Source organism: Vibrio sp. YT-15 (assembly GCF_033337445.1).
Taxonomy (GTDB): Bacteria; Pseudomonadota; Gammaproteobacteria; order Enterobacterales; family Vibrionaceae; genus Vibrio; species Vibrio alginolyticus.
Map to the genome: position 1 here is coordinate 891,488 of NZ_JAWOQR010000001.1, position 15,409 is coordinate 906,896.

Below are 15,409 nucleotides of genomic sequence, written 5' to 3' on the forward strand. Positions count from 1 at the left end.
CAGCTTGAGAGGCGTTTTTTATTGGACAGTGCCAGTGAAAGAAGGACGTTTACTCAAACGTCACTTCGTCAAAATGCGGATTGGTTTTGAGCGCGCGCATTGCGACTAATTGTTCAGTCGGGAAGGCGGTGTGCTCACCATCCATATCTAAAAACAAGCACTCTTGTCGCTGCATGTCGTAGCCTGTGTCGAACGCGTTGCCCTGATGAGTTTCACCATTTTTTAGTGTGATCTCGATAGGGAGCTTAAACATACAGGCGATTTCAATAAAATCGTATTGGCTGCAAGTCACCATAGCTTTCTCCTTTCAAACCGACGCAGTATTCAGAAGGTTTGAGAACCGCTTCCTTAATATAGAAAACGTTTGATTGAAACTGAATCTTCATCTTACACCTCATTTTGGTCACGAAATAGACATACACGCACGTTTTAATAAACCTACTGTTGAGCGTTCGCAAGCGAGACAAAACTACGATATGTCTGAGACGATACTTAAGCGCACATACCTAACGAGTGAACAAAAGACACAAAAGCCAAGTTCACTGATTCCGCCTCAAACCTACCATGCGCAGTTGGCGCACCGTGTTCACCACTCGCCTCAATTTGAAAACGGCCGCGTTAAAAACGAGATGCCAAATGTCCCTAGTCCGCAATCATTCTGGCAGGTGTGTTGGAGTTATTTTGGTGGTAGAACGCCGTTGAGTCCTAACGAACATCTGCCACATTTCCCAATTCAACCTACGCAGTTTGCACAGCGAAGTGAATCGATGCGCGTTACTTGGCTGGGCCATTCCACCATGCTGGTGGAGGTCGATGGCATTCGAATTCTGACTGATCCGGTATTTGATTACGCTTCTCCGTTCGTCGCAAAAGCGTGGTTTGAACGCAATATTCCTAATACTTACGCCAGAGATTGTTTGCCGATTCCTGAAATTATCGTGATTTCGCACGATCATTACGACCATTTAGAAGCATCGACCATACGTTTCTACGCCGATAAACCCGTGACGTTTTATGTGCCCTTAGGGGTTGGCAAGCATCTGATAAAGTGGGGCGTTTGCGCAGACAACATCGTGGAATTCGATTGGTGGGATAGCGTGCACTATGCCGGAATTGAACTGATTTGTACGCCTGCTAACCATAATTCGGGTCGTACTTATTTCGATAAAAACGCGACCCTGTGGGCTTCTTGGGTCATCAAAGGCAAAGAAGAGACGCTCTATTTTAGTGGCGATTCAGCTTACGATTCGCATTTTTCCGAGATCGCACTGCGATGTGGACCAATCGACATTGCCTGTTTGGAAGTGGCTGCCGATGTGAAAGGCCAAGGTTATCCGGTCGAAAACTGGGGACACATGCAGGCTCACCATACCGTGCAAGCGTTTCACGATTTAAATGCGAAAAAACTGTTGCCCGTACATTGGGCTACATACGAGCTATTTACTCACCGTTGGGACGAACCGATTTTAGATTTGCTTGCCCATTGTCAAAAAGAACATATAACGCTGCTGACGCCAATGCCGGGGGAGAGTTTTTACGTTCATCAAGAACATATAAATAAACAGTGGTGGCGAGAAAAAGAAATAGGTGAGCCAGCTAGAATTTTGACTTAATAATATGTTCTTACTTCAATAATTATTTGAGAAGTTAACCTTGTTATTTTAAAAATATAACAAGGTTTTTACTCGCTTACTCATCAATCACTTGAGGTTTTAACTCGACGACATTTCCTTCCGGATCATGTATATAGAGTGATCTACCGAACCCTTGTGCGCCATACCGCTTCGCAAACTCTTCGGTTTCAATGCCGCGCGCACGCAGATATTCCAGTAATTCATCCTCGGAAAAAGGCGCCAATTGCAGGCAAAAATGGTCAATATTACGACCATTTTGAACTGGTGGCTTACCGCCGAGTTGGCCCAATTCGCTGTCTACCGTCACTACATCAATCAATGCGTTACCTGCCCTAAGTTGAGTTAAACCAAGTTCCGTTACTTCGCGTTCGACAGGGCAGCCCAAAATGTCTCGATAGAAATGCAACATAGCATCGAGGTTACAGGTCCTTAATACAACATGATCAAGCGCTTTGATGGCGATTGGATTTTTGGTGGGCATGCTTCACTCCTTTTTGCATTGTGTTGAGGTAAGTATAAAGTGACCTTAAAAGTGGTGAGAGAAATGATCAAATTCAAGATGTTTTTTTGCTAGAGCGAGTGCAGAAACACTGCAACTCAAAGCAAACAAAAAAGGCTAGCGTATTGCTAGCCTTTTGGAATATGGATGGGGCTATTACTCGTAATCAGAAGCGTAAGTTTCTTCGTAAGTGTGTGAGTAAAGCTCGAATAGGTTGCCGAATGGGTCTTCTAGGTAAACCATTTTCGCAGGCTTATTATCGTCTTCTGGGTGGTAACGCATGATGTCCATGCGAACTTTGCCACCTAGTGCTTCGGTGCGTTTGATAGCACCTTCAAAATCGTCTGTCTGCAAACAGAAATGGAAGATACCGATGCGAGAAAAATCCACTTCATGGCGCTCTTGACGTTCTTTCATTTCGAATAACTCAAGGCCGATGCCATCACTTGTCACAAGGTGCGCAATGTTGAAGCCTTTAAAGCCTTCCCCAAAGACCGCAATACACATTCTGCCAATTGCCGTTTCGCGTTCTTCAATCACTTTCGTGTTGCCCATAACGACTTTTAGACCTAGCGCTTGCGTGTAAAACTCAACCGCTTTGTCCATATCTCCGACCATAATACCGACATGATTCATTTTCATTTGTTTACTCCCAACATGTGTGTTTGAACGTTGTCTTGTTTCGATGTGGGAGAGTATATGGCGTGATGTTGATTACATGAAATTATCATAAATTATAAAAATGATAATTTTATTTAATGCTGTACATGTTGGGATTGAGTTAGTGAGCTAAGGCCTCAACAGCTTGCCTCACCGAGGTGAAATGAATCTTGATAATGCACCGTTGCGCGAGGCTGAATTCATGCGATTGGATTAATGACGTAACCTCTTCTACGGACAGCGTTCGTTCTTTTAGATGTAAAAGAGTGGTGTTCGAACCATTGTTTTTCAATTCAAACGTGTTGCCATTTGAGTCGATAACGTAATCATCTTGCCCAAAAATGAGGGCTTCGCATTCAGAGTCTAAGTCGGACTGGGAATGCGTATAGATCAGCTCATCGTCGCCGTCTAGTTTTAGCAAGCATGGCCAGCATACTGCGTGGTCTCTCATGGTTAACTCATTATTCATTGTTATTTAGAAACTTGACCCAGGTTGTTGCAAAAACGCTAACTCTTCGGGAGTGCTCTTTCTTCCCAGTATCGCATTGCGATGAGGATAGCGCCCAAACTGGTCGATGATGGCTTTGTGTTTTAGCTCAAAATCGTAGTTATTTTCAAGCCCTGATGCGCGAAACAATTTTTCAGCTTGGACATGAATGAGGCGAGATTCGCTGTGCATAAACGGCATGTACAAAAAGCTTAGCTGCTCAGGCGCTAATTCTTTGTCGTAACCTAACCGAATTGCCTCTTGAGCCAATGCTAATGCGAGTGGGTCTTGTGCAAACGCTTTTGGGGTGTTGCGATACACATTACGTGAAAACTGGTCGAGGACGATGATTTCGGCCAATCGTCCTTGTGCGCTGTTACGCCAATTAAACAGTTCACAACGAGCGGCTTGTTCTAATACCGAGGCAAATCGCGATGCAATACACTTGTCCAGTTCTGGGTTGTTTTCAAACCAATTTTGGGGCGATAGCTCCTCGAACCAAAATTTGATGACTTCTTGGTACATGGATCTTCCTTCTTATTACATTAGTTAAAGAATAAAAAGCCAGAAGGCGAGCTCCTGGCTTTCTGCGTGTTATCGACCGTAAGTCTCTACGATGTAACGTTCAAAATCGTCACACATTTGTTCGTCAGAGATGGCGTTGCTTGCCAGCTCTTTACTGCCGTCGACGACTTTAATCGCGGCGTTCAGTGAAGCGACTGGTACTCGCTCTCGCGTCGCAAGTGAGTCGATTTTCTTCTGCTGCACTTCCCATGCCTGTTCTGGCGACAGGTTACACACGTCTGCAAGGTATTTGGCATTGAAGCCTTCGCCAGTCAGGCTGACAATGGTTTCGTTGTGCGACAAGTGATTGCCTGCGTGCCAGTAGTGTTTTGCCAGCAGTGGGCCAATTTCTGGGTTATCCGTCAGGTAACCAAACTTCTCAAGGAAGTATGCACGGGTCTGGTACACCGCCATGTGCGCGAGTAGGTAACCTTGATACGCGCAAGCCGCTTCGTCGGATAGCAAATGTGGAATCGCCATCAGTGGGCGAGGGCTGCATTCCAAACCAAGGATCTGTTTTTCACAATCGCGAGCCAGCTTAGTGATGCGCTCTGGCGTTAACTCGTCATCGCTCAGTTGATACAACGCGCGCTCAAAATATGGCACAACCAAGATGCTACGTTCTTCATAAGCTTTGAATGGCTGACGGCTGTTGATCATCGCTTGAATGATCTCATCAGGAACCGAATTCCCTTCATCATCCAGTGCGTATTGTTTTAGCCAATCGGCATCGGTTAACAGGCTATCACAGAACATCGACTGAGTTTCTGCATAAGCCATTGACGTTGGCGCAAACTCCTGCGAGAAACAAGGCGCGTTCATTTTTACGTTCGCAAAGTGTGCTGCGTGGCCGCCTTCGTGGAACAGCGTGTTAATGCCATCGTAGCCGCTGCCCACTTGGTCTGGTTTGGCATTACTGGTGAAGTTCACCTGCGCTGCGACCCATTCGCCTTGATTATAGAAAGAAGGGATAGGGCCGTGGCAGAACCCATTCGGGTACTTACCTTTGCGATCTAGTAAATCCAGCGTTAGCGTCGCGCCAGAGTAATCAATATTTAGGCGACCAAATGATTCTACCCAGCGTCTCAGAGATTTTGAGAACGGCACGTATGGGTCAAGGTCACGCATGACGTCACCCGCGAACGAGTAAACAAAGTTGAAGCCGGTGAGTGCGCTTGCGCCTTTCTCTTTCGCCAAGTTTTCTAAGCTGTTGAGGTGCGCATCTCGCGTGCGTTGTTCGAAATCTTCCAAAATCTCGAATAGCTGTTCAGAGCTCATCTTTTCCGTTTTTTGCACGGAGTAATCAAAGAAAGTCGCATAACCGAGTGAGCGAGCGAACTGGTTGCGCAGTTTGATCAGCTCTATAAAGCCGTTTTGCAGTAGCCATTGTTCAAGGTTCAGCAACGCTTGATGAGCCGATTGGCGAACTTCTTCATGATTGCTGGTGCGAATGGTTGAGCTTAATACGGGTAGTGAACCTTCTACTTGCTCGCCGTTCTCATCGGTAAATGTTTGTACGTGGTTCTGTTTTTTCTCGAAGAGCTCAGCTTCAAAGGCAATGAGCTGATTTTTCAACGCTTGTGCTTTTTCGCCCTCGATAGCGTGAGATTCAAACATCGCCAGCCAACCAGATAGACCCGTAATGGTTTGTTGTTTCTCTTGTGGGTCGGTAATTGAGTCCGCGGCTTCAAGCTGTTGTTTGATGGCAGTAATTTGCTCGGCGTTGCTTAAAAAGCTTGTCCATGCCGTTTGTGCTTGCGTCGAGCCATCATGGTCATCGCTGATCCCCATGTAAGTTTCCCAAAAGAAATCTTCTTTGGTGCGGTGAATCGCAAGGTAACGTTGATTGAGGTCGTTGAGGTAATCCGTTGCGGTCATTTTGATCCTTCAAATGGTTTCGTTATGTAGACAGTTGATTATTGCACGCTTGGTCGCGAGAAAGGAACGCTAATCTCATTTGTCGATTTTGCATAGCGTAAAGGTGATTTTACTATTTGTTTACATTTGGGTGAGTTAATAGGAGTTATGAGCTTGCAGTGTTAAGACTGGTATGGAGTTTACAGTTTATTAAGTAATTAATCTGCGGTGCGCTATCGATGATCCTTATCAGGTGTAATAAGATTTCCATACCGTGGCGATACAGTTGGAAACGATATGATAAATAAGACAAAAGTTACGTTATTGGCGGTAGGTACGATTTTAGTTGGATGTTCCACAGTCGCGCCACCAAGAAATGATGCGGTTGAAAGCATTCAACAAAAGTGTTCTGTGATTTTAAGCAATGATGTTGCGGGCGATCAGCGCTGGCAGACGTACAACGGCTTGCTTGTAGAATATGCCGTGCATGGCGTTAAGAGTCAGGCGCAACTGGAACGTTTTGAAGCGTTTGTGCAGAGAGTGCAAGATGATGAGTCTGGACAGTTAGTTACTGAGTTGATTGAGGTCACCGACTGGGGATGCTCAAACGGCAATTATCTTGAAGAGATGAGCTTGTTTATTCAAGAAGTTCAAAAGTAAAAAACCGAGCGTTAAGTCGCTCGGTTTTTCTGTTTGTGGAACGCTTTTGTGCGCTGGCTCGTCAGGACGTTTACTCCTCTGGATACTCGCCCATACCTTGCGTTTTACCTTCCGCTTTCCAATGCTCTCCAGGAGCAAATGCTTCATCGCATAAATCTACGGTGTAGCCCATTTCTGTGATTTCCTTCAAAGTGAGGTTATCAGCAATATTTGCAACTTCCCCCGATTTATTCCGTAACTCCATGTTGATCTCTCCTCTGTAGGTAGACGAGTGGCATCAATGCACAGTGAAGAATGCATTGGTAACCTTTGTTCTAAGTATATAACCCGCTGCTAAAAATGAAGGTTTAATCCACTTTTTAAATATGGGTAATTGGATAATGCTTTGAGCTGCTTCCGTTATTTAGAACCGCAGCATCGCGATAGTTTGCCATTTGTGATTTATTGAGTGATTAAACGGTCAATTTGGAAACTCGAAATGGTGATTCTCGACCACGCTTTAGCACAACAAATTGTTGATCGAACCATGTCCATCATTGGTCACAATGTGAATGTGATGAACTCGGCAGGCATCATCATTGGCAGTGGCGACCCTAAACGTGTTGGGCAAGTGCATGATGGCGCGGTACTGGCGCTGAATCATGGCGATTCGCTAGAGCTTAATGAGCAGCAATGTTTGACGTTGCAGGGTGTAAAACCCGGTATCAATATGTTGTTGAAATTACATGGCGACGTGGTCGGTATTGTTGGCGTCACAGGCGAGCCGGAGAAAATCCGAGATTTTGCAAAACTGGTTAAAATGACCGCTGAACTGACAATCGAGCAAGCCGCGCTGGTGGAAAAATTTCAGTGGGACAGACGTCATCGCGAAGAGTTTATTCTGGCTTGGATCAATGGGAAATTGACCGATGAAGAGCTGAAAGATTGGGCGATGCGTCTTTCTATCGATGTTACTCAACCACGGGTGGCAACGGTGATTGAAGTCTCGACGCCGTCCGCCTCGAAAAGCATGAAGAGTGTGCGCAATATTGTTGAGCTGCTTGAATACCCAGAGCGTAACAACCTAGTTGCGATTGTCTCGGTGAATGAAATTGTGGTGTTGAAACCGTGTCATTCCGCCAAGCAGTGGGATAGCCAAGTTGAAAGTGAGCGCATTGATAAGTTGATGTCGCGTTTAAGCGATCACGATTCGCATACGTTTCACATTGCGCTAGGGCAGCTGTTTAATGAGCCTAAAGATGTCGCGTTGTCATACCAAAGTGCGAAGCAGGTATTAGCCATTGGCAAGCAGTTCTACCCAGAGAAACGTAAGTACCTGTTCGACGAACTTCGTTTGCCTGTGCTGTTAGCGCCGTTGGCGGATATTTGGCAAGGTGAACAAATTATTGATGGCGTGAAACGGTTGAAAGAGAAAGACAAATCCGGGCAATTATTGAAAACCCTAGATGCGTTGTTTGAATGCAATGGCAATGTGACGGAATGCTCTAAAATGCTGTTTATTCACCGGAACACTCTGCGTTATCGGTTAGAAAAAATCACCGAGATAACGGGGCTACCAACCACCAATTTTGTGGGGTTAGCGGAGCTTTATATTGCGACTCGGCTCTCAAAAATGGCGTGACATTGTGCATTTGCACAATACTCGTCATTTTTTGACCACATCATTTGTCACTCCGCCTAAAGGAATTCGAAAGCAAACGATTAATAATTCATGCGTCCCTACATGTTGAGTGAGCCAACACGGACTCGCTCAGCAAAATAAGAATAAATGGAGTTATCATGAACCTTATATTAATCCTGCTTGGGGTGATCGCATTTATTGTGCTCACGACCACCAAATTCAAATTACATCCCTTTTTAGCGCTGATCATCGCGGCGTTCCTTGCGGCATTTGCTTACGGCTTACCGGCAGATAGCATTGCCAAAACCATTGCTTCTGGCTTTGGCGGCATCCTTGGTTACATTGGTTTGGTTATCGTTTTAGGTACGATCATCGGTGTTATTTTGGAGAAAAGTGGTGCGGCGGTCACCATGGCCGATACGGTTATTAAAGTGTTGGGTGAGCGTTTCCCAACATTGACTATGAGCATCATCGGTTACATCGTTTCTGTTCCGGTATTTTGTGATTCAGGCTTTGTCATTCTGAACTCGCTAAAAGAATCACTCGCGAAGCGTTTAAAAACCTCAAGCGTTGCAATGAGTGTGGCGTTGGCTACTGGCCTATACGCGACGCACACGTTTGTGCCGCCAACTCCTGGCCCGATTGCCGCTGCGGGTAACTTAGGCCTGGAATCTAACCTTGGTTTAGTGATTGGTGTGGGTGTGTTTGTTGCAGCGGTTGCGGCGTTAGCGGGTATGTTGTGGGCGAACCGATTCCAACATGTTGAACCAGATGGCATTGAAGCCGCAGATGAAATTCAGCATGATTGGCAAGCACTCAAAGCGTCTTACGGCAAATTGCCAACGGCGAGCCAAGCATTCGCTCCTATTTTTGTTCCAATCTTATTGATCTGTTTTGGCTCTATCGCGAAATTCCCAAGCCTACCGCTGGGCGAAGGTTTTGTGTTTGATGTTCTGACTTTCTTAGGACAGCCACTAACGGCATTGGTGATTGGCCTGTTCCTTTCTGTTCGCCTACTCAAGTCAGACAACAAGATTGAAGAATTTGGCGAGCGAATCAGCCAAGGTATTACGGCTGCTGCGCCTATTCTTTTGATTACCGGTGCGGGTGGTGCTTTTGGCGCGGTATTAAAAGCAACGCCGCTAGGTGAATACTTAGGTACGACGCTATCGGCGCTGGGCGTGGGTATTTTCATGCCATTTATCGTTGCGGCTGCGCTAAAGTCGGCGCAAGGTTCATCAACGGTTGCATTGGTGACCACATCGGCTTTGGTTGCGCCTATGCTTACGCAATTGGGGCTCGATTCAGAAATGGGCCGCGTATTAACGGTGATGGCGATAGGTGCTGGTGCGATGACGGTTTCTCATGCAAACGACAGTTTCTTCTGGGTAGTTTCGCAGTTTAGCCGCATGTCGGTGGGCTTAGCGTACCGCGCGCAAACCATGGCTACGCTCGTTCAAGGTGTCACGACAATGGCATTGGTGTACATTTTGAGCCTCGTTCTCTTATAAGTCTCTGGAAATACGTATGAAAGTGGTAATTGCACCTGATTCATTTAAAGAAAGCTTAACCGCCAAACAAGTGAGCGAGGCGATCAAAACGGGTCTTGCTCGCGTATGGCATGATGCCGAGTTTGTTACGGTTCCGGTCGCAGACGGTGGCGAAGGCACGGTTCAATCTTTGATAGATGCAACTCAAGGTGAACAAGTCTTCACAACAGTGACTGCGCCATTAGGGAATGATGTTAAAGCGTTTTATGGCATCCTCGGCGACGGCGAAACTGCGGTTATTGAAATGGCGGAGGCCAGTGGGCTACACCTTGTGCCGAGTGACGCTCGCGACCCAAAATTGACCAGTAGCATTGGTACCGGACAGCTGATCAAACACGCGCTAGACCGCGGTATTCAACGCTTAATCATTGGTTTGGGCGGCAGCGCTACTAATGATGGTGGCGTGGGCATGTTGACCGCGTTAGGGGTAACGTTTCTTGATGAATCTGGTCATGCAATTACCCCAAATGGAGGCGGGTTAGCGGCGCTTGCCTCCATCGATATTTCTGGTCTTGACCCACGTTTAGCAACTTGTGAAGTGTTGGTAGCATGCGATGTTGACAACCCACTCTGTGGCGACAAAGGCGCGTCGGCTATCTTTGGCCCACAGAAGGGAGCTACCGTATCAGACGTCACTCTGCTCGATAACGCATTGCGCAAGTTTGGCGAGTTGACGGAACAAGCGACGGGTAAGCATGTACTGACTCGTGAAGGGGCGGGTGCTGCTGGTGGTATGGGCGCGGCCTTGCTCGGGTACATGCCAGCACGTTTGCAACCGGGAATTGAGATTGTGCTCGAAACGGTCAAGCTTGCTGAGCATGTTGCGGATGCGGATATTGTATTCACAGGCGAGGGTCGAATCGATCATCAAACAGCACATGGCAAAACGCCGATGGGGGTTGCTCAGGTGGCCAAGCAGTTTAATTTACCAGTCATTGCATTAGCAGGTTGTGTGGGCGACAACTATCAGGCGGTCTATGAATACGGCATTGATGCGGTGTTTGCTTGTGTACCAAGGGCGATGAGCTTATCTGAGGCCATGAAAGAGGCCGACGTCAACGTTGCCAATTTAGCCGAAAACGTCGCGAGAATGTGGCAAATTAAGTCGCACTGAGGGCGATGACGATATGAAAAACTCCACCTTTGCGTGGAGTTTTTTGTTGTTACGTGTTTGCGTGTGTAGGCATAAGTTCATTTAGCAAGAGCGAGTTAACAGGCATGCTTTGCTATCAATTTTGCCAGTGTTTGCATCGCTTGACTCCAATCGGTTTCATGACCAAAGTTTGCCACGCTGAGGCGTACGCAATGCCGATATTGCCCTTGAGTGCCAAATACGGTGCCGGGAAGTAGGCTGATTCTGTGCTTATTGCATGCTTGATACAACGCATAGCTGTCCGTGTCTTCGGGCAGTCGCAACCAAAGTAAGAACGAGCCTTGTACGGCGTTGATCTGGTATCGATTTTTTAGAGGTTCGTATTCATCCAAGTATTGATGAAGCATCTGGATAAATCGTCGCATGTTGTTTTGATAAACCCGACCCATTCGCGCAGTATGCGTTCGATACTTGCCTGACGTTAGAAACGTTGCCACGGCGGATTGCATCAGGTTCAAACTGCCCATGTTCTCACACAGTAGATATTGTTCAATTTGGTCTCGATATCGCCCCGCCAACATCCAACCAATTCTCAAACGCGAATCGAGCGTTTTGGATAACGAATTCACGTAAATTACGCGTTGCTTGTCATCGAGCAATCTCAAGCTTGGCAATGGCTTATCATAACTTAACCCGCCAAACACATCGTCTTCGATAATAGGAATATTGCCGGACGCCAATAGTAATTGTTGACGCTTTTCTAGCGGCATCATGGCACCAGTTGGATTGGTGAAGTTTGGCGTTACGATGATCGCTTTTATGTCCCATGTCGCCATTGCTTTTGCTAAGGCTTCGGGGCACATACCGTCGCGTGGGCAACTCGGAATTTCCACCACTTTGAGGCCGAGTGATTCTAGCATCAATAAGTTGCCAAAATAGCAAGGGGACTCCACCGCGACGATATCGCCTTTTTGTGTCGTTGCGCGCAGCGCTAGGCTAATGGCTTGTTGCGCGCCGTGCGTCACCATGATCTCATCCAACTTGGCTGGCGTGCCCAAATCTTGTGTGATTTTCGCTAGTTGTTTGATTAAGAGGTGATCACCGGGTGGTAATTGGTAATGGCTCGGTACATGCGTTTGCTGGCGGCTGTGGCGGCCGATCTCGGCGTACAAGCTTTTGATCGCGGGGGAGTCAATGTTTGGGTGGGCAGAACCGGTAGGCAAACGCTCTTGGTATTCAGGATAAGTAAGGATTTCTTTGCAGATCGAGAGCAAATCCACGCGAGTCGGATCCGGAATTGAGCGAGAGGTCGGCAAGGCGACTTTAACTCGATAACCCGATTTGGGAACCGAGTAAACCAAGTTTTGTGCTTCCAGCTCTTGATACGCACGAATCACGGTATTTTTACTGACGTTTAATTCTTGGCTCAACGAGCGAATGGAGGGCAGTCGATCATCCGCCTGATAAACGCCACCATTGATGGCTTGTTTGAGGTGTTTTTCCACCACGAGGTACTTATTCCCTTCACCGCTTCCCAATAAATCTGTACCCATAAAAACACTTCCATCTGTCACTTTTTGAAAACACTGTACCTAATTACATTAGCAGTATCTCAAAACATAAAACAAGCGTGAGTGAGGCGATCATGTTAATCCGAGCCATCCCTTTTGTATTTGTCATCCTTTGGGCTTCTGGATTCGTTGGTGCGCGTTTTGGTTTGCAATATGCCGAGCCAGCGACACTACTTTCTATCCGTATGGCATTCAATGTCTTACTGTTTTTGGTTCTTGTGGCGGTATTGCGTAGAAGGTTGCCGACAGGAAAAGATTTTTGGCACAGCTGTGTAGTTGGTGCGTTGATCCACGGTTTCTATCTGGGCGGTACTTATCTCGCTATCGCCTTGGGTATGCCTGCTGGGTTGAGTTCGTTGCTGGTGGGTATTCAACCGATTTTAACCGCGGCTTTGCTGGTGGCGTTTGTTCGTGAGGAATTTAAACCCTCGCAATGGTTGGGTTTGGCTCTTGGTTTTGTCGGTATCGCTATGGTGTTGATGGGCAAAATGGAGTGGCAATCCGAGCAGCATAAAGTGTTGGCCATTGGTTTGTGTTTGTTGGCTTTGGTTGGTATCACGCTAGGGACGCTTTATCAGAAAAAACATTGCCAACAAGTGGATATGGTGGGTGGTGCGACGGTGCAATATTTGGCCGCGCTCGTCATGTTTCTGCCCGTTGCGATGCAGTTTGAAACCATGCAAGTGCAGTGGGAACTGGAGTTTATTTTGACTGTGTTGTGGTTGGTCGTCGTGCTCTCTTGTGTAGCTATTCTACTGCTGCTGTACATGGTTAAGAACGGTGCTGCATCGAGCGTAGCTTCTGTATTCTACCTGGTGCCGCCAACGACGGCGATTCAGGCTTGGCTCGCGTTTGGAGAGTCATTTGATTGGATGGGGATTTCTGGTTTCGTACTGGCAGCTACGGCGGTGTATTTGGTGGTTAAAAAGCCGGATCTGACGATAAAGAAATCGATTCAAACAGAATATACCTAAATTGGGTAGGGACATTTGCGTATCAGTGGGTACAATCTGCTTCATCTTAATCCGTGGAGCAGAATGATGAAGGTAAAGCCAGATCGAATGACCGCCATGCGTAGCATCATCGAGCAAGTAAAAGCGGAACTACCAATTTATGAACCAGAAACGTTTGTATGTGGACCAGAAGGGCAGTGCATTGGCTGTCCGAAGAAATTGTTGGAAATGGTCGATTCAGAAGTCACTTATTGGGAGTCAGCCATGGAGCGCGGCATTGTTCCGCAGTTCGATGAGATTCGTCGTTTTGGCAAAATGTGCACGAATGTTCGTCGTGGTCTGGTGCGAAATAATGTGCCTTTACTCAGTAACTAGAGAGTAAAAACCGTCTAATATCTGACACATAGCGTCGTTTTGTTACACTGCTCTTTGGCTGCTGTTCTCAAGTTTGAGTGGTGTTTGTCTCTTCTTACCCCTTAAGCCTTTAATCGTAAGAAATTGGCGATATATTGGCTCGGTCTCACATGGATGTGGGGCTATTGTCTTGGGATAGTTGAGATAAGAAACGTGAAATCAAAGGGATTTACGCTGATGGAAATCACCATAGTGCTTACCACTTTGGCTTTCATCGCATTAGCTGCTTTACCAGTACTACTCGATATTCATCGCCAAGCATACGCTGCGATGCTGCACAGTTCTCAGTCTTCTTTGGGTACGGCTCTCAAATTCTTCCATGCTCAATCAGTGATTGATAACGCTTACGGCCAAGAGCACGTTCACTACATTGACCGACATGTCAAAACACGCAAAGGCATGCCAGAAGCGAGTGCCGATAGTATTCGAGCTTTGTTAGAAATCGATCTACCAGCCAGAGGTTATTCGAAAATTGACGTGCCGTGCAAAGGCAGTGATTTTTGCATCATCGGTCAGCAGCACCCAAACAGTGCTCATTTTGTCGCTATTCCTGATTATCAGTTCTTAGATAAATCGGGTGTTGATCGCGTGGTGTACATTTGGCCGCAAGGTTACACACTGGCAGAAGAAGCATGCTATTTCTACTACGTGAATCAAGCCTCTAACGATTCAATTGTTCGAGGGCATGTGACGCAAGGGTGTTAACCCCGAATAAGTGTTGCGAACAACGGTTATCGTGACTCTACAAATCTGGGCTTTTCGAACGGCTTTGCGCTTTATACAATATCATTTTTTGACTCATCAAGACTTTACCATTTGGCAAGGTCACTTCCCCAAGTTCTCCCTGATGTTCAAATCCAAACCGTTCATACAAAGCAATCGCTGGTGTGTTGGTTGTGTATACGTAGAGTGCGATTTGGTCGTAACCAAATTCCCAACCACGTGCGATCGCGACTGCCAATAGTTTCCGCCCCAATCCTTTGCCTCGGTAGTTTTTGTCGATGTGAATACCAAGAATACCGACGCGAAGGCGTTGCTCTCTTTCGTAACCGCACATCTCAGCTGGGTAGATTTCAACACTACCGATAAGTTTTTGGCGGTCAAACGCGACAAACTGAGGGATGGACTCGTTTTCCACACGTTGCAGGATTCTGCGAAGCGTTGCGTTATCGGGTGCAGGAGAAATCAAAAATTCCCCTTCGGAGTACACTCGATTCCACAGCGCGGTGAAGCGCGCGATATCGCTCACCTTGATGGATCTGATTTGCATTCATCTTCCTTGATTAGTGCAGGTTAGTAACGGTTAGGGGATAAGCTCAGATAAACAACGAATTTGGTTAGGAATGGCTTCGGCTGGTGCATCAGCGCCCGTTGGGTTAAACCAAATTGTGTTTACGCCCGCTTTCATCGCAGGGTAAATATCTTTGTGAGGTAAATCGCCAACCATGGTTATTCCACTCACGTTAACCCCTAACTGTTTTGCGATGGCGAGATAAAACTCAGGTTGGTTTTTAGCGATGCCGAGGTTGGCAAAACAAAAATAGCCATTTAAGTATTGGTCTAAGTCGACGCGAACAAATGCACGCTGAACCTCTTCCATGTTGGAATCAGATGCACTGGTCGCAATGTAGATGGGATGATTTTGGGAAAGTATTGCCAGTGTTTCTCTGGCTTGAGGAACAGCTTCTACGTGTTCCCAATCGCACATTTTTCCTTGTGCGTGAGGGAAATCTACCATCAAGGTGTTCCCCCAATCGAAAAGATAAATCATGTTCGAATCTCCTTATCCGCACATCATATCGTCTTTTTCTAAAATTAGGGGGTAAATTGCATCGATAAATACGAT

The 15,409-nt window shown here is 46.6% G+C and carries 18 protein-coding genes; 8 read left to right on the top strand and 10 right to left on the bottom strand.

Translation table 11 applies throughout. From position 1 onward, the window contains the following. Positions 1 to 49 precede the first annotated feature (49 nt). A complete protein-coding gene (locus R7D93_RS03875; protein WP_005374351.1) occupies positions 50 to 295 on the bottom strand; it encodes a Rho-binding antiterminator in 246 nt (81 codons plus the stop codon). 181 nt (positions 296 to 476) lie between these two features. On the opposite strand from R7D93_RS03875, the gene R7D93_RS03880 reads away from it, so the two are divergent. Then, the gene (locus tag R7D93_RS03880; RefSeq protein WP_213867380.1) at positions 477 to 1,613 is read left to right on the top strand and encodes an MBL fold metallo-hydrolase; all 1,137 of its coding nucleotides are present in this window, start codon (positions 477 to 479) and stop codon (positions 1,611 to 1,613) included. Between the two features lie 76 nt (positions 1,614 to 1,689). On the opposite strand, the gene R7D93_RS03885 is transcribed toward R7D93_RS03880, so the two are convergent. From R7D93_RS03885 to R7D93_RS03905, 5 genes are all read right to left on the bottom strand, one after another. Next, positions 1,690 to 2,115, bottom strand: coding sequence for a VOC family protein (locus R7D93_RS03885; protein ID WP_017634369.1), 426 nt, complete (start codon positions 2,113 to 2,115; stop codon positions 1,690 to 1,692). A gap of 174 nt (positions 2,116 to 2,289) precedes the next feature. Next, positions 2,290 to 2,775 (bottom strand): VOC family protein, encoded by a 486-nt coding sequence (locus R7D93_RS03890; protein WP_005374344.1) that lies wholly within the window; start codon positions 2,773 to 2,775, stop codon positions 2,290 to 2,292. Between the two features lie 139 nt (positions 2,776 to 2,914). Further along, entirely contained in the window at positions 2,915 to 3,244 is a 330-nt protein-coding gene (locus tag R7D93_RS03895) for a DUF4144 domain-containing protein (protein ID WP_017634368.1), read from the bottom strand. Positions 3,245 to 3,268: 24 nt separating this feature from the next. After that, the gene (locus R7D93_RS03900; RefSeq protein ID WP_017821016.1) at positions 3,269 to 3,805 is read right to left on the bottom strand and encodes a DUF924 family protein; all 537 of its coding nucleotides are present in this window, start codon (positions 3,803 to 3,805) and stop codon (positions 3,269 to 3,271) included. A 69-nt stretch (positions 3,806 to 3,874) separates the two neighbouring features. After that, positions 3,875 to 5,722 carry a M3 family metallopeptidase gene (locus tag R7D93_RS03905; RefSeq protein WP_213867372.1) on the bottom strand — a complete coding sequence of 616 codons (1,848 nt, stop codon included), beginning with the start codon at positions 5,720 to 5,722 and terminating at the stop codon, positions 3,875 to 3,877. Between the two features lie 276 nt (positions 5,723 to 5,998). Between R7D93_RS03905 and R7D93_RS03910 the strand changes: the two genes are divergently transcribed. Further along, a complete protein-coding gene (locus R7D93_RS03910; protein ID WP_017634365.1) occupies positions 5,999 to 6,361 on the top strand; it encodes a hypothetical protein in 363 nt (120 codons plus the stop codon). Positions 6,362 to 6,431: 70 nt separating this feature from the next. Here the strand turns inward: R7D93_RS03910 and R7D93_RS03915 are convergent, their stop codons facing one another. After that, a complete protein-coding gene (locus R7D93_RS03915; RefSeq protein ID WP_005374332.1) occupies positions 6,432 to 6,605 on the bottom strand; it encodes a hypothetical protein in 174 nt (57 codons plus the stop codon). A gap of 234 nt (positions 6,606 to 6,839) precedes the next feature. Here R7D93_RS03915 and R7D93_RS03920 point away from each other — a divergent pair, with 234 nt between their 5' ends. The 3 genes from R7D93_RS03920 to R7D93_RS03930 all read left to right on the top strand — a co-directional run bounded on the left by R7D93_RS03920 (position 6,840) and on the right by R7D93_RS03930 (position 10,646). After that, complete coding sequence (locus tag R7D93_RS03920; protein ID WP_080259109.1) at positions 6,840 to 7,982, top strand: sugar diacid recognition domain-containing protein; 1,143 nt, start codon at positions 6,840 to 6,842, stop codon at positions 7,980 to 7,982. A 158-nt stretch (positions 7,983 to 8,140) separates the two neighbouring features. Beyond that, positions 8,141 to 9,493: a GntP family permease gene (locus R7D93_RS03925; protein ID WP_213867371.1), complete on the top strand. Its 1,353-nt coding sequence runs from the start codon at positions 8,141 to 8,143 to the stop codon at positions 9,491 to 9,493. 16 nt (positions 9,494 to 9,509) lie between these two features. After that, positions 9,510 to 10,646: a glycerate kinase gene (locus tag R7D93_RS03930; protein WP_213867370.1), complete on the top strand. Its 1,137-nt coding sequence runs from the start codon at positions 9,510 to 9,512 to the stop codon at positions 10,644 to 10,646. 95 nt (positions 10,647 to 10,741) lie between these two features. Here R7D93_RS03930 and R7D93_RS03935 read toward each other — a convergent pair whose 3' ends face one another. Then, a complete protein-coding gene (locus R7D93_RS03935) occupies positions 10,742 to 12,178 on the bottom strand; it encodes a PLP-dependent aminotransferase family protein (RefSeq protein ID WP_005383306.1) in 1,437 nt (478 codons plus the stop codon). Between the two features lie 92 nt (positions 12,179 to 12,270). Between R7D93_RS03935 and R7D93_RS03940 the strand changes: the two genes are divergently transcribed. The 3 genes from R7D93_RS03940 (at position 12,271) to R7D93_RS03950 (ending at position 14,268) form a co-directional block, all read left to right on the top strand. After that, positions 12,271 to 13,170 (top strand): DMT family transporter, encoded by a 900-nt coding sequence (locus R7D93_RS03940; protein WP_054865878.1) that lies wholly within the window; start codon positions 12,271 to 12,273, stop codon positions 13,168 to 13,170. Between the two features lie 66 nt (positions 13,171 to 13,236). Continuing rightward, positions 13,237 to 13,524 (top strand): hypothetical protein, encoded by a 288-nt coding sequence (locus tag R7D93_RS03945; RefSeq protein ID WP_005374318.1) that lies wholly within the window; start codon positions 13,237 to 13,239, stop codon positions 13,522 to 13,524. 153 nt (positions 13,525 to 13,677) lie between these two features. Then, positions 13,678 to 14,268 carry a type II secretion system protein gene (locus R7D93_RS03950; RefSeq protein ID WP_225495826.1) on the top strand — a complete coding sequence of 197 codons (591 nt, stop codon included), beginning with the start codon at positions 13,678 to 13,680 and terminating at the stop codon, positions 14,266 to 14,268. A 37-nt stretch (positions 14,269 to 14,305) separates the two neighbouring features. Here R7D93_RS03950 and R7D93_RS03955 read toward each other — a convergent pair whose 3' ends face one another. Then, positions 14,306 to 14,833 carry a GNAT family N-acetyltransferase gene (locus R7D93_RS03955; RefSeq protein WP_064369517.1) on the bottom strand — a complete coding sequence of 176 codons (528 nt, stop codon included), beginning with the start codon at positions 14,831 to 14,833 and terminating at the stop codon, positions 14,306 to 14,308. A gap of 33 nt (positions 14,834 to 14,866) precedes the next feature. Beyond that, positions 14,867 to 15,334 (bottom strand): HAD family hydrolase, encoded by a 468-nt coding sequence (locus R7D93_RS03960; protein WP_005374312.1) that lies wholly within the window; start codon positions 15,332 to 15,334, stop codon positions 14,867 to 14,869. Between the last annotated feature and the right edge of the window lie 75 nt (positions 15,335 to 15,409).

What these genes read in the sequence shown, in the direction of transcription:
- R7D93_RS03890 (WP_005374344.1), bottom strand. Translation starts at nt 2,775, where the DNA reads ATGAAAATGAATCATGTCGGTATTATGGTCGGAGATATGGACAAAGCG.
- R7D93_RS03885 (WP_017634369.1), bottom strand. Translation starts at nt 2,115, where the DNA reads ATGCCCACCAAAAATCCAATCGCCATCAAAGCGCTTGATCATGTTGTA.
- R7D93_RS03940 (WP_054865878.1), top strand. Translation starts at nt 12,271, where the DNA reads ATGTTAATCCGAGCCATCCCTTTTGTATTTGTCATCCTTTGGGCTTCT.
- R7D93_RS03905 (WP_213867372.1), bottom strand. Translation starts at nt 5,722, where the DNA reads ATGACCGCAACGGATTACCTCAACGACCTCAATCAACGTTACCTTGCG.
- R7D93_RS03880 (WP_213867380.1), top strand. Translation starts at nt 477, where the DNA reads ATGTCTGAGACGATACTTAAGCGCACATACCTAACGAGTGAACAAAAG.
- R7D93_RS03895 (WP_017634368.1), bottom strand. Translation starts at nt 3,244, where the DNA reads ATGAGAGACCACGCAGTATGCTGGCCATGCTTGCTAAAACTAGACGGC.
- R7D93_RS03960 (WP_005374312.1), bottom strand. Translation starts at nt 15,334, where the DNA reads ATGATTTATCTTTTCGATTGGGGGAACACCTTGATGGTAGATTTCCCT.
- R7D93_RS03930 (WP_213867370.1), top strand. Translation starts at nt 9,510, where the DNA reads ATGAAAGTGGTAATTGCACCTGATTCATTTAAAGAAAGCTTAACCGCC.
- R7D93_RS03950 (WP_225495826.1), top strand. Translation starts at nt 13,678, where the DNA reads ATGTGGGGCTATTGTCTTGGGATAGTTGAGATAAGAAACGTGAAATCA.
- R7D93_RS03935 (WP_005383306.1), bottom strand. Translation starts at nt 12,178, where the DNA reads ATGGGTACAGATTTATTGGGAAGCGGTGAAGGGAATAAGTACCTCGTG.
- R7D93_RS03955 (WP_064369517.1), bottom strand. Translation starts at nt 14,833, where the DNA reads ATGCAAATCAGATCCATCAAGGTGAGCGATATCGCGCGCTTCACCGCG.
- R7D93_RS03920 (WP_080259109.1), top strand. Translation starts at nt 6,840, where the DNA reads ATGGTGATTCTCGACCACGCTTTAGCACAACAAATTGTTGATCGAACC.
- R7D93_RS03875 (WP_005374351.1), bottom strand. Translation starts at nt 295, where the DNA reads ATGGTGACTTGCAGCCAATACGATTTTATTGAAATCGCCTGTATGTTT.
- R7D93_RS03945 (WP_005374318.1), top strand. Translation starts at nt 13,237, where the DNA reads ATGAAGGTAAAGCCAGATCGAATGACCGCCATGCGTAGCATCATCGAG.
- R7D93_RS03910 (WP_017634365.1), top strand. Translation starts at nt 5,999, where the DNA reads ATGATAAATAAGACAAAAGTTACGTTATTGGCGGTAGGTACGATTTTA.
- R7D93_RS03925 (WP_213867371.1), top strand. Translation starts at nt 8,141, where the DNA reads ATGAACCTTATATTAATCCTGCTTGGGGTGATCGCATTTATTGTGCTC.
- R7D93_RS03900 (WP_017821016.1), bottom strand. Translation starts at nt 3,805, where the DNA reads ATGTACCAAGAAGTCATCAAATTTTGGTTCGAGGAGCTATCGCCCCAA.
- R7D93_RS03915 (WP_005374332.1), bottom strand. Translation starts at nt 6,605, where the DNA reads ATGGAGTTACGGAATAAATCGGGGGAAGTTGCAAATATTGCTGATAAC.